Source organism: Enterococcus sp. ARL09-542, assembly GCF_005234805.1.
Classification (GTDB): Bacteria; Bacillota; Bacilli; order Lactobacillales; family Enterococcaceae; genus Enterococcus_D; species Enterococcus_D gallinarum.
The window spans coordinates 1-12,149 of record NZ_QPQX01000012.1 but is presented as its reverse complement, the minus strand read 5'-3'; the positions used below and the strand labels follow the sequence as shown (position 1 = coordinate 12,149).

Here is a 12,149-nt window from a genome sequence, read left to right as displayed (position 1 = left end):
TTTCTTGACATCAAAAATCATTAGCGGTGGAACAAAAGGATCTGTTCCGGATAAGTACATCAAAAAGGACGTTAGCATCAAGAAAAAACGATCATTAAGATTTAAATCGGAAGGTGGAGTTGATCAAAGAAGAGATCTAACACAATTATCTCCGCCTTATGACATTGCTACTCTTAGATCAATTACCGAAATTTCTGACATCCTTAACCAATCTATTGAAGCTTATGTAACGAATGTGGCTGGATTCGGGTTTGGTTTACGGTATAAGGTAGATGATACCGAAGAAACAGCAGAAATGAAGGCAGAATGGAATCAATTGGATATTCTTCTTAAGGAGTTATCTTTTGAACGTCCGCCAAAAGAAGTAATTGAAGAGGTAATCCGACACGTTGAAGAATGCGGTAATGGCTACATTGAAGTTATTCGAAATTTGAAAGGTGACGTTGTAGGGATTGATTCTGTCAAACCTGAGTATATGACTGTTACGAAACTAAATAGAGTAGTAAATGCAGATGGATCGGAAATTAAAGTCCGCTATTTTGTATTCCGTGACTCTATGGATGATTCTGTAACAGAATCTGGTACGTGGTTTAAAACTTTTGGCGATCCTACACCCTTAAACGCAAACGGCAGCATTGCAGCAGAGGGAGAAGGAACTGCAACAGAAATTATTCATCTGAAAAATGGCGACTTTCAAGATCCGTATGGTAAACCTCGTTGGATTGGTCCTTTAATTAAGATTCTGGGAAATCGTAAGGCTGATGAACTGAATTATAGGTACTTCACACAAGGAAGGCATATTCCACTCGCTATCACTTTGGAAAATGCCCAATTAACCGAAGAATCAGAAGCTACGTTACAAGCATATGCGAATGCAATTGGCGGAGAAGAGAATCAGCATAAGTTTTTATTGCTGGAAGCTGAGAAGGTGAGTCCATCTGAAGAGATGATAGGGGCGGGAGAAGATAAATTCAAGCCATCTATCAATATCGAGAAATTAGCAGACATTTTACAAAAAGATGCTTTGTTTCTTGAGTATGATGAAAACGTCATTGAATCAGTTCTTGGGGCGTTCAGATTGCCGCCAATCTATGTTGCTCGGTCTAGTGATTACACGAGGGCTACTGCAGAAACGGCAAAGGAGCTGACGGAAGAACAAGTATTTCAACCCATGCGTGAATCTTACGATTGGCGTATCAATTCGCTTTTTAGAGAATATGAGTTTAAATACGTTGAAGTATTCCTTAAATCCTCCAATTTAGTGAATATGGAGGATGTGAAGGCAATTCTCACACCGGCTATCCAAGCAAATGCCGTGGCTCCAAATGATCTGAGAGATATTCTTTCTAAAGCTCTAAATAAGCCGCTAGAGGCATTTGAAGGTGACGAGTACAATTATCCGTTAAAGAATCAAACAGCCTCATCAGCTTTAAGTCTTGGTGATTTAGACGTATCTAAAGCATATGGCGAAGGAGAGGTAAGTGAAGTTGCTGCAAGTATTCGACGTATGATCCGGAGTGTGAAGGCTGATGAATGATGAAGAATTAATCAAAGCCGCTTTACAGCTAAAAAAAGAAGAAGATGAAGAATTAGCCAAGCTTTTAGAAAAGGCTGGCTTTTTATTTGTTCCGATTCTGCTCAAGTATATTTTGCAAACCGAAGATAAGATGGATGACACGCTACAGATTGACTATGAAGAAGTCTGGGAGAAAGTAAAGAAGTTCCTGGAGAAAAGGAAAAAGAAACCCACCAAGTTATCTATCAAGGTCATGCTTAGAGGAAGGTCGTTTAAATCAAATATGAAAAATAAAGTCATTCCTGAATTAAGAAAGACTTTCTTTGGTTTATTTGATGAGTTCAACACTAAATACGATGGACAAGAAGAATTTGATTATCGTACTAAACACTATCGGGATGTTGAAAAATGGCTTAAGAATCTGCCTAAACTTATGAATGTTACCACAGAAAATACCATCATTGATTTAATTCAAGAATCTTTCGATGAAGGCAAAGGAATTCGGTGGCTTGAAAGAAAACTTTCATCTTTACCTGAGTTCTCTCGGAAACGTGCTAGAACAACGGCAATCACCGAGGGTTTAAGAATGTACTCAGGCAGCCAGTATGAAGCGTTCATGCAAAATGATGCTGTTATTGGCATGACTTGGCGACATACACATGGTATCAAAGAACCTAGAAAAGGCCACGAGACGATGGACGGTCAAACAATTGCTAAAGGCGAGTATTTCATCGTCAATGGCGAAAGTTGCCGTTATCCTCGTGACCCTAAGTTATCTGCTAAAGAGTCGATTCATTGTCACTGTTTTGTGGTGCCAGTTTTATAGGTTTCTCTTTTCTACATCATGAAATCCATTTTCTAGCGTGTTGGTCAGATCTAGGAATCCCCGCGAAACGTTGTCTTGAGCATTTGATTCTTGTTTTTTGTGTTTCAAATAAAAAGTTTTATCTAAACGATCCATATTAATATGAAATTTTTCTTTCTTTTTAAATCTCCCATTTTCATATTCAATTTCGATTTCGATGTGAGAAGGTATATCTTCATCAATTAGTCCGTTAAGTATCGTTTGACCAGCAACTATATAAGAATCTTTTAAAGCATTTAAAAATTGCTTTTCTAAATCATGAAGGCTGTCTGAGAAAGAAATATTTGTTATCTTAGCTGAAGAATTTCCAATGTTTTTTACTATCAAATATTTCGCAAAGTAGCCAGTAGAAATCGTGTCAGCATAAATGACAATGTGAGGATTATTTGTTTCTTTAATGATATTTCTATTTTGAATAAGAGAAGCTAATGAAATAATTATAGCTACTAAAGAAATAAAAAGCGTACCTATGGTAGACCAAACAGCTATCCAATCTGAGTTTGTTAATGTTGACCAATCCAATATAAACACTCCAATCTTTTTATTATAAATATTATACATCATTGAAAGGTGGTGAGAAAATGCGAAAACTAGAAAACGTTCTTGTAACACATGTTTCATATGTGGATAAGGCAGCTAATAAGAAATCATTCTTTCTTACTAAGTCTGCCAAAGAGCTAAAACCAAACTTTGAAACCGAAGTTAAGTTGGTTACTAAATCGGATGATCCACAAAAACTAGTATATGGTGTTGTTTATGAGCCTGATGTTGAAGATGTTCATGGAGATTACATGGATGCTGAGACGATTGAGAAAGCCGCTCATGGATTCATGGCTGATTATCAACAAATTGATAAACAGCACGATTTCACCACAAATGCCGGAAAGGTAGTGGAGAGTTATGTTGCTCCTGTAGATATGAATATTGGAGATACTACAATTACAAAAGGAACGTGGGTGCTTGTCACTAAAGCTACTGATGAAATGTGGGAGTCGATTCAGAAAGGTGAGTTCACAGGATATTCATTGGCTGGTACAGCTCAGGTCGAAGAAGTTCAGAAGCAGACTAAAGATCGTTACATTAGAAATGAGCCATCAAGAAATTTGATTGCGGCAATTGATGCTTTTTATCAAACTGCAAATCGTTTGATATGGGATGATAATGAGGATCTTCCGGATACTTATGAAAGTATTATCTCAGAAGCAAATGAATTTATAGACGTTATAACTCAATTAAAAGGAGGTAACGGTATTGTTAAATCTAAAGGACTAATCGAAATGGTTAAGTCCTTTTTTAGTACAAAAAAATCCGAGGAGGATGAGGAAATGACAGAAGAACAGTTAAAAAAAGCGCTCGGAGAAGCGCTGAAACCAGTAAACGATCGTTTATCAGCTTTGGAAAAAGGTGATAAATCAGATGAAAAACCAGAAACAGCGAATTCAGAAGCTAGCGTTGAATTAGATACTGATGCTATTGCTAAGGCTGTTTCAGAAGCTGTAGCACCTTTGAATGCGAAGATCGAGAATCTAGAAAAATCTCGAATCAGCAACAATGCAGAACAAAATTACACAGAAACAGTTGAGAAATCGGTTGTACCATCTTATGTGGACGCTGCTTTCCCAATTTCTGAATAAGGGGGAAACACAAATGACAAACGTTTTATCAAACGAAACACTATTAAAACAAATGAATGCAATCCTGAAAGCTGGCAACAATGTTACCTTACGTGAAGACAATGCTCGAGCATTCTTTTTAGATGCTGTTGCAACTGCTGGAACTATCGGGAAATTATTTGTCCATTTTGCCAAATCTGGCACAGGATCTTTGGATAAGTTAGGCGTTAAAAAACGTACATTGAAAAAGCATCTAGGTATTAACACTGAAGATACTGGTACGGATATCAAAGAAGAAGATACAGTACCATTTTCTCTTGTTCCGGTTTATTTAGATACATGGATCGAGAACAGCAATACATTTTATACTGCTCGTACACGTGGGCAAGATGTCCGTCAAGCGTTGCTTTCGCTGATGCAAGCACAATATGCAGCAGATTTACAAGATCTAGCTTTCAATGGGGATGAATCTTCTACTGATCCATTCGTGAAATTAAATGACGGTTATATCAAAATGGCTAAAGCATCTGCTGAAGTAAAAGTAGAAGGTGCAAAATTGCCGACTATTCAAGAACTAACTGCTGCAACTGCTAGAATTGAACCGAAATATTTGCGTCAAGGAACATTTAAGTTCTTTATGTCTCAAGCAACAGCAACAAACTATGTTGTTGAATTACAAAATCGGAATACCGCTTTGGGTGATGCAGTACTCGTGGATGGTGCTCTACGCAATATCGGTGGATTTGGAGTCGAAGTTGTTGAGTCTATGGAAAACAATGTAATTCTGTTCACTCCTTATGAAAACCTTGCTGTCGTTTCTGGTTTGACTGTTACATTGACAACCGCTGCTCAAGACAGCCGTGCCGTTGCAAAACAGGCAACATATCACTTCATGCTTGATGATATTGACTTCATCATTCGTGAACCTAAAGCACTAGCTTACTTCGGTATTGATGCTACTCCAGAAGGATAATAAAGGGAACGGTGAAAAACATGGCAAAATACAACGTTTTAAAAAAATTCCGTGATAAAGAAACTAAAGAAGTTTATGAAGCAGGGACGGTCATTGATATGACCGTTAAACGTGCTGAAGAAGTTGCTGTAAATCTAGATGATTCTTTCTTAGAACGTGTTGAAGAAAAGAAAGATGACAAGAAAGCCGGCAAAGGCGATCAGAAGGAAGACAAAAAAGAAAAGTAGGTGAAGATCATGTCTGAACCTTATGTTGATGAAACCTTTTACAAGAATGATTACGAGGGAACTCCTGTTGATGATAAGGACTTTTCTCGTCTATCCAAAAGGGCTTCGGACATTATTGACTCTTTGACAGATTATCAAGTGCCTAAAATCGGTTTGGATAAATTTTCCGAACATGTACAGCTGCTGATTAAAAAAGCTTGTTGTGCTCAAATAGAATACTATCAAGTTGAAGGTATAGATCTTGATGTTACAGGAAATACTTTGAGCGGTCAAAGCGCTTCTATCGGTGGGTTTAGCTATTCCGGCGCAACAACGTCAACGAGTAAGCAAGCCAATCGGGTCGCTCCGAGTTGTCTTTCATATTTAGAGGGAACCGGTCTTTTGAGAAAAAGGAGTGTGAGGATCGGTGTCATTTAAGCCAATACCTAAACACTTGTTGATCCATGAGGTTATCTATCAAGCTCCAAAGCCTGATGATGATGGCTCAATGGGAAGTGGTGAACTGCCTAAACCACAAAAGATTGAACATGTAAGGTTTACTCCTAAGCGAAAAAGAATTGTAAAAATGGATAATACAGAGGTTTTGACTAACGGTGTTTTATATATAGATGCTGTTAATTCAAAACCTTTTGTTAATCCAAGCGAAGACGGAACAATCACATTTCAAAACCGCAAACTAAAAATCGTTGAATGCTACGAGGTGTTCACTGACCAATTAAATCCACATCATATTGAGGTGATGTTGCAATGAGCGGAAGATTTGAAGGTAATTTCGATCGTATTGAGAGAGCTATCGAATCCGCTCTGAATCCGACCGCAATCGCATTTGCTAAAGCGGCTAATCAGTATGTTAAGAAAGACACTGGGGCAACCGAAGCTAGTGTTTGGGTTGATAGTGATTTCCCAAAAGGAAAACTGGTATGGGGTACAGAGTATGCTGGGTACGCATATTATAGGGGAACTCCATCTAAAAACCACAATCCTCAAGCATCCATACGATGGGCTGAGGTTGCTAAAGCTCAGGATATGGATGAGGTATTAGCTGTGGCTGAGAAATCAATCAAGGAGGCGTTGTGATGGATTTGTTTACGAAAATTGCTGATCATTTGAGATCCTTGGGATTAAGTACGCCAAGATTAACAGGTGATGGCAAGCAGATCATTCAGGAAGATAAACCTCCGCAAGATAATGAACGAGATTTGGCTATTCAAGGGATTGCTACTGGCCAAGGTCAGAAAGACCTAGCTAGAAATAGACAGATCCCTTTTATGGTTCAAATTACTATCAAGAACACTGATCAAACTCAAGCATTTAATGATGCATGGAAGATTGCAGATAGCTTTGATAAATTGCCAAGAAAAGAAAATGAGGAATGGGTCACACTCCGCTCGAGTGATGGCTCATTTTTATTTGAGTCGAGCGAAGTCTATACACAACCTAGAAATCTAGGAATACAAGAACATGATGCGTATATCTATGTGCTTACTGTTCGAGTAAATATTACTAAGTAGGAGGAAAACTCATGAAAATGAATTTACAATTTTTTGCCGATAAGACTGGTTTTCTGTCGAACTGGATGAACAAATACGAAATTGGGGCAGTTCCTGTTGGGGACGCAGAACCAACCTTGTTTGAGTTAGCGGATGGAATCCAGACAGTAGATCCTAGTAACGATGAGGATACGGAAGAATATTCTTATTATGGCGACAAAGGTGGTAAGCAAACCGAAGTTACTGGATTATCTAGTGCTTACGCATTTACTGGACATCGAAAATACGCTAATGATCCAGCTCAGGAATTTGTACGTGATCGTTTAACTAAAACTGGTGTTGATCGTGTTGTTTATTTCCGACACACTGAACCGGACGGACGTATTCGCGAAGGCGAGGCAACTTTATCTGGTATTGTTCATACGGGTGGAGATGCAAATACTCGTGGAAATTTTGAATGTACAGTGACATTTAACGGATTGCCAAAAGATACAAAACCAGGAACGGTCCCTGAGGGCTAGCGTTTGCTAGCCTTTTTCTACATAAAAATTTTAGGAGGAATCATTCATGACAAATAAATTAATTGAAGTTGGTTTTAAAAAACAAGTCCAACCGGTACGAATTGCTGGATTAGATTTTGAAATCAAGACAGGCAAGAAGTATCGTGATCAGTATTTAGCAGCTTTACCTAAGATGCTTGAAGGTATTCAAGAACAAGAGAAGGCAATTAATGAAGCATCCAAGTCTGGTGACTATGGAGCTATTGTTGAAGCAAACAAGAAGGTTGAGCTAGTTGTAAAAAATGTTATTGATCTAGTTTTAGGAGAAGGGGCATTTGAAAAGTTGATGTATGCTGCCGATGAAGATATAGATTTGGTAGTTGGGGCATTCCTTGAAGTTGCTGAACGGTATAAAAAGCTTCAAACAAAACAAAAAGCACAATCCTATATCGACGGTAAAAAGAAATAGAGGTGATGCTTTATGGCATTATCTCTTGCTTGGGGAATTGATGATTCGATTATCATCAATAACAACAAATATGAACTAAATCTCGAGTTTTCTCGTGTTCTTCGATGGTATGAGATGTGGAAAGATCCGGATTTATCCGAGATGGACAAAGTTCTTTATTCTATTATTTTAATTGTATCAATTCCATGGTCAGATGATCCACCAACAAGCATTGAAAATCTGGTATCAATAATTCCACAAGATGACTTAGTACCGTTATCTAATGCAATTATTAAACGGATTGCAGGCGAGCAAGTGGAAAGTACAACAGTAAAACGTGATTTAAAAGGAAACATTTTAGAAGACGAGGAAAAGAAGTGGTACGAATTCGAACAGGATTCCGGCTACATCTATTCCTCTTTTTTGATGGACTATGGCATGGATCTGATGGAAGAAAGAGAAAAGGGATCACTTCATTGGGATAAGTTCAACCATTTATTAGCTGGGCTATCAGAGAACACCAAATTTAAAAATGTCATCAAGATTCGAATGATGGACTATCCGGAAAAAGCTACACCAAGTGAGATTGAAGAAATTAGAAAAGCGAAGCTTGCTGTGGCTTTAAAGGAAGATCGTTCAAACATTGAATTTGAAATGATGGATCTCAAACAAAAACGTGAATATATGTTGAACCAACAAGAAAAGAGAGGTGAGGTGGAGGATGAATGATGGCTCGGTAATTATTGATGTCGAATTTAATACTGCCAAAGCTCGAAAACAGTATCAGGAATTTGGGAATGAAGCGGCTCAGCAATTAGATAATACAATCGGGAAATCCAAAGCCTTCAACTCACTTTCTGAACAATCAGTAGAATTTGCAAAAAAGGCTAGTTTAAGCATTCTTGCCGTTGGATCTGCAGTTGCTGGTTTTTCAATTAAGTCAGCGGCCGATATGCAAGCGATGGATGCACAGTTTTCTCAAGTTTTTGGAAATTTAGAAAAAAATGCTCAAGGTAGTATTGATTCAATTTCAAAAGAGACGAATATACTTCCTAATCGTTTAAAACCGGCATTTACTTCGATGGCTGCATTTGCCAAAACAACAGGAATGGACACAGCCGATGCATTGGATTTAACGAGTCGAGCAACAAAAGCAGCGGCTGATAGTGCAGCTTTTTACGATAAATCAATCGATGAAGTCTCCGAAAGCTTGCAGTCATACTTAAAAGGTAATTATGAAAATGATGCGGCACTAGGTATTTCTTCAACGGAAACAACACGAAATGCAGCTGCCAACAAGCTTTATGGCAAGTCATTTAATGATTTATCCGAAGCCCAGAAGCAGTTAACGCTTTTGCAGATGGTCGAAGATGGAAATAAGTTGTCCGGAGCATTAGGTCAAGCAGCACGTGAAGGTGGCGGACTCGAAAATGTTATGGGGAACATGAAGCAAGCCATTACAGATTTGGGCGCTGCTTTTGGTGCTCCTCTGCTTCAACCGTTTTTGAATATTGTTCAAAAAATTAGTGGAGCTATGTCTAAGCTTGCTCAAGTATTCCGAGAGAATCCGGCACTTGTTTATGTAGTGGTTGGTGCAGTAACAACTTTAGCAGCCGCTTTAGGTGCCGCCTACCTAGCCGCTAATAATTTTGCAAAATTGAAGGCGATTATGTCAGGTGTAAAAGCTGGATTCTTAGCTTTAACAAGTCCAGTATCGTTAGTAGTGTTGGCAATTGGAGCTTTAGTTACTGCCTTTGTGTACTTTTATAAAACGAGCGATACGTTTAGATCTAAAGTAGACGGTGTTGTAAAGACTTTAAAAACCTTTATGGCACCTATTGGAGATGTCGTTAAAGGTATTAAATTACTTGCTCAAGCATTTAAAGCGATCGTATTCAACGACTTCAGTGTTAGTGTATCTGATCTTCATGATCAATTTGTCAAACTTTTTCCGGAATCATTATGGAAAGGAATGACGACTTTTGCTCAAAGCACTAAAGGAATAGTACAAGGGATTTTAACTTTGGCAAAAGCTTTTAAAGCAATAGCTTTTAATGACTTATCCGTAAGCATAGCAGATTTAAAAGCGGATTTTTTAGAAGTATTTCCTGAAAGTTTATGGAACGGAATGACCAAAATAGCTTCAGGAATCCGTTCATTAATAACCGGGTTTAAGAGTGGCAAAAAATCAATCGATCCTTTTGGAATTGCTCTTAAAGTCTTGAAAGCAGTATTTCTTGGATTGTTAGGTCCTATTGGACTATTTATAAAGGCATTTGAATTGATAGCAAAAGCTCTTGGCGGTGGGGATGTTTCAAAAGGAATAGATCAAATAATTAGTGGCTTTGACTCTCTAGCTACTGGACTAGCAGATAATGCGCCGAGAATTGGAAGTTCAGCCGGGAAAGCGATTGAGGGGATTCTAACAGCAATAGCGAGTGCACTTCCAGGCATTATTGCAGGCGGTTTAAGAATAGTAGCTGCAATAGTCTCTGGAATTGCTCAAGGTCTACCTTCAATCGCTTTATCAGCTAGTCAACTAATTCTTGCATTTACTGGCTCAATGATGCTTTTGATTCCGCAAATAGCTTTATCAGCAACAGCGATTATTGTTGCGTTACTTGCATCACTAACCGCTGGATTACCTCAGATTATTGTTGCAGGCGGAGCATTGATTTTGGCTTTATTAGACGGAATCACACAACAGATTCCAGCTTTGATAGAATCTGCTGCTTCATTAATTCTGACATGGATTACTGCATTAACAGCGTATATACCAGATATCATTGTTGCAGGTATGTCATTACTAATTGCTGTTATTAACGGAATAACTCGAAAGCTTCCAGATTTAGTAACGGCTGTAGGAACTTTGATAGTGACATTTTTAAATGCGCTCTCCTCGCAACTACCTAAAGTTGTTGTTGCAGGAGCAAACCTTATTGTCAAACTACTGAATGGACTAGCTTCAAAAATGCCTGCTTTAGTTTCGGCAGCTTTAAATCTTGTTGTTCAGTTTATTAATGGAATGGCGTCAAAAGCTAGTGCAGTGGTGACAGCTGGTGTTAATTTAATTGTTCAAATCTTACGTGGAATTGCGAATAATATAAATCGCATTGTTGAAGCAGGCATGGATATTGTTGATGCTGCAGTAAGAGGTGTTTTGAGAGCGCAAGATCGTCTTTTCAAAGCAGGGATAACTCTTGTTAATGGACTTGCGAATAATATTCGTAATAATCAGGCAGCTATGAAAGAGGCTGGAGCAAATCTGTTAAGTGCGTTAGTTGGTGCTCTGCCAGGTGGTGCATTGATTAATAACGGTATTGCTTTGGTAAACGGTTTGCTGAGTGGATTGACATCAGGATTTGAATCGGTTAAGAGAACTGTTTCTGGCTGGGCTGATACTATCGCAAGTTTGAAAGGGCCAATCCCTTATGACAAGAAAGTTTTGATTGAAAACGGACTGGCATTAGTAGCTGGCTTGAAAACAGGACTTACAGACGGGTTCTCTGATGTTAAGTCGGATGTTTCTACATGGGCAACTGAACTTCAAAGAGGTATTGAATCTGAATTTGATTCTAATTATTTCAATGATTTAATTGGCAATATTCCAACAGAGATACCAGCGATGAAGGCGTTAATGAGTGGTAGTTTAAAGCCGGAGCAAAATTCAGCTATAATAGCAAATCTAAATAAACCAGTTAATCAAGCGAAAGTTGCTCGTAATTTCGCTGATAGCACTAGCTTTCTAACTAGCTTGACCGATGCAATTGATAAACTTGCTAACAGGCCTGTTGAAGCAAGCTTTAAAATAAGTGAAAGAGAAATAGTAAAAGCCATTGCTCAACCAGTAAACCAAGAAATTTTGCGAATACAGCGTAGGCAGAAACGAAGTCAGGAGGGGATAACTTGATTACAGTAACTTATGCAGGATATGATATTACAAAGTATATGATAGTAACCTCTCTTGATCGGGGATTGCTACCAGGAATCGAATACAACACAAAAAAAGTTGGGCGGTCAGATGGTGAGAAATACGTAGATCGCTCAATTGGTCGTAAAACGATACCAATGGGATTCAAGTTACGTTATGACCTTATAAAAAAGCGGAGAGCGCTTGCCGAGATACTAGCTCAAAAAGATCCAAAGCCATTGATTTTTAGCGATGAGCCAGATAAATGTTGGTATGCAATATCTACAGGAGATATTAGTGTTGCAGAGAATAATTTTCTGGGATCCGGAGAGATTAATTGGATTGTACCAGATGGCGTTTCTTATGATGTTAATCCTCGGATATTTTCTAATATCTCGATTGATAGTGCAGAGAATCAAGTTTTAGATCCGGAATTTCGAAAGAAAGATAAGTATTACAAGCAATGGACCGCTCGATTAAATGAAACGAACGGTGCTCATAATATCTTGGGTGCTGATCTAAGTGATACAAACACTATTGCTGATAAAGGTGAAGTAAAATACAACGGCTTTTATATCATGCAAAATAGCAACAGTACAGCACGGAA

General features: G+C 38.3%; 15 protein-coding genes. 14 read left to right on the top strand and 1 reads right to left on the bottom strand.

Going from position 1 to position 12,149, the window contains the following annotated elements; all coding sequences use genetic code 11:
- Positions 1-4: 4 nt before the first annotated feature.
- The gene (locus DVW06_RS12450; protein ID WP_137264707.1) at positions 5-1,537 is read left to right on the top strand and encodes a phage portal protein; all 1,533 of its coding nucleotides are present in this window, start codon (positions 5-7) and stop codon (positions 1,535-1,537) included.
- Positions 1,530-2,342, top strand: a complete 813-nt coding sequence (locus DVW06_RS12445; RefSeq protein WP_137264706.1) for a phage minor head protein — start codon at positions 1,530-1,532, stop codon at positions 2,340-2,342. Before DVW06_RS12450 ends, DVW06_RS12445 begins: the two co-directional genes overlap by 8 nt.
- Here DVW06_RS12445 and DVW06_RS12440 read toward each other — a convergent pair.
- Complete coding sequence (locus tag DVW06_RS12440; RefSeq protein WP_137264705.1) at positions 2,337-2,903, bottom strand: hypothetical protein; 567 nt, start codon at positions 2,901-2,903, stop codon at positions 2,337-2,339. The two genes, DVW06_RS12445 and DVW06_RS12440, sit on opposite strands and share 6 nt — an antisense overlap.
- A 59-nt stretch (positions 2,904-2,962) precedes the next feature.
- Between DVW06_RS12440 and DVW06_RS12435 the strand changes: the two genes are divergently transcribed.
- From DVW06_RS12435 to DVW06_RS12380, 12 genes are all read left to right on the top strand, one after another.
- On the top strand, positions 2,963-4,015 hold the full coding sequence (locus tag DVW06_RS12435; protein ID WP_137264704.1) for an XkdF-like putative serine protease domain-containing protein: 1,053 nt from the start codon (positions 2,963-2,965) through the stop codon (positions 4,013-4,015).
- Positions 4,016-4,028: 13 nt separating this feature from the next.
- The gene (locus tag DVW06_RS12430) at positions 4,029-4,967 is read left to right on the top strand and encodes a hypothetical protein (RefSeq protein WP_005472053.1); all 939 of its coding nucleotides are present in this window, start codon (positions 4,029-4,031) and stop codon (positions 4,965-4,967) included.
- A 20-nt stretch (positions 4,968-4,987) separates the two neighbouring features.
- A complete protein-coding gene (locus DVW06_RS12425; RefSeq protein ID WP_124018966.1) occupies positions 4,988-5,194 on the top strand; it encodes a hypothetical protein in 207 nt (68 codons plus the stop codon).
- Between the two features lie 9 nt (positions 5,195-5,203).
- Complete coding sequence (locus DVW06_RS12420) at positions 5,204-5,611, top strand: hypothetical protein (RefSeq protein ID WP_005472056.1); 408 nt, start codon at positions 5,204-5,206, stop codon at positions 5,609-5,611.
- Positions 5,601-5,945: a putative minor capsid protein gene (locus DVW06_RS12415; RefSeq protein WP_005472059.1), complete on the top strand. Its 345-nt coding sequence runs from the start codon at positions 5,601-5,603 to the stop codon at positions 5,943-5,945. Before DVW06_RS12420 ends, DVW06_RS12415 begins: the two co-directional genes overlap by 11 nt.
- Positions 5,942-6,271 carry a hypothetical protein gene (locus DVW06_RS12410; protein WP_005472060.1) on the top strand — a complete coding sequence of 110 codons (330 nt, stop codon included), beginning with the start codon at positions 5,942-5,944 and terminating at the stop codon, positions 6,269-6,271. Before DVW06_RS12415 ends, DVW06_RS12410 begins: the two co-directional genes overlap by 4 nt.
- Entirely contained in the window at positions 6,271-6,705 is a 435-nt protein-coding gene (locus DVW06_RS12405) for a phage tail terminator protein (protein ID WP_005472062.1), read from the top strand. Before DVW06_RS12410 ends, DVW06_RS12405 begins: the two co-directional genes overlap by 1 nt.
- Positions 6,706-6,716: 11 nt before the next feature.
- Complete coding sequence (locus DVW06_RS12400) at positions 6,717-7,205, top strand: phage tail tube protein (RefSeq protein WP_137264703.1); 489 nt, start codon at positions 6,717-6,719, stop codon at positions 7,203-7,205.
- Between the two features lie 46 nt (positions 7,206-7,251).
- A complete protein-coding gene (locus tag DVW06_RS12395) occupies positions 7,252-7,653 on the top strand; it encodes a hypothetical protein (RefSeq protein ID WP_005472067.1) in 402 nt (133 codons plus the stop codon).
- 12 nt (positions 7,654-7,665) lie between these two features.
- On the top strand, positions 7,666-8,361 hold the full coding sequence (locus tag DVW06_RS12390; protein ID WP_005472069.1) for a Gp15 family bacteriophage protein: 696 nt from the start codon (positions 7,666-7,668) through the stop codon (positions 8,359-8,361).
- Complete coding sequence (locus DVW06_RS12385) at positions 8,354-11,542, top strand: phage tail protein (protein ID WP_086269405.1); 3,189 nt, start codon at positions 8,354-8,356, stop codon at positions 11,540-11,542. The genes DVW06_RS12390 and DVW06_RS12385 overlap by 8 nt, the downstream gene beginning before the upstream one ends.
- A partial coding sequence (locus tag DVW06_RS12380; protein ID WP_137264702.1) for a distal tail protein Dit occupies positions 11,539-12,149 on the top strand: 611 nt, incomplete at its 3' end. The genes DVW06_RS12385 and DVW06_RS12380, both read left to right, overlap by 4 nt.

Excerpts from the sequence above, each read along its gene's own strand:
- DVW06_RS12445 (WP_137264706.1), top strand. The coding sequence starts at position 1,530 with ATGAATGATGAAGAATTAATCAAAGCCGCTTTACAGCTAAAAAAAGAA.
- DVW06_RS12435 (WP_137264704.1), top strand. The coding sequence starts at position 2,963 with ATGCGAAAACTAGAAAACGTTCTTGTAACACATGTTTCATATGTGGAT.
- DVW06_RS12430 (WP_005472053.1), top strand. The coding sequence starts at position 4,029 with ATGACAAACGTTTTATCAAACGAAACACTATTAAAACAAATGAATGCA.
- DVW06_RS12425 (WP_124018966.1), top strand. The coding sequence starts at position 4,988 with ATGGCAAAATACAACGTTTTAAAAAAATTCCGTGATAAAGAAACTAAA.
- DVW06_RS12420 (WP_005472056.1), top strand. The coding sequence starts at position 5,204 with ATGTCTGAACCTTATGTTGATGAAACCTTTTACAAGAATGATTACGAG.
- DVW06_RS12410 (WP_005472060.1), top strand. The coding sequence starts at position 5,942 with ATGAGCGGAAGATTTGAAGGTAATTTCGATCGTATTGAGAGAGCTATC.
- DVW06_RS12405 (WP_005472062.1), top strand. The coding sequence starts at position 6,271 with ATGGATTTGTTTACGAAAATTGCTGATCATTTGAGATCCTTGGGATTA.
- DVW06_RS12400 (WP_137264703.1), top strand. The coding sequence starts at position 6,717 with ATGAAAATGAATTTACAATTTTTTGCCGATAAGACTGGTTTTCTGTCG.
- DVW06_RS12395 (WP_005472067.1), top strand. The coding sequence starts at position 7,252 with ATGACAAATAAATTAATTGAAGTTGGTTTTAAAAAACAAGTCCAACCG.
- DVW06_RS12390 (WP_005472069.1), top strand. The coding sequence starts at position 7,666 with ATGGCATTATCTCTTGCTTGGGGAATTGATGATTCGATTATCATCAAT.
- DVW06_RS12385 (WP_086269405.1), top strand. The coding sequence starts at position 8,354 with ATGAATGATGGCTCGGTAATTATTGATGTCGAATTTAATACTGCCAAA.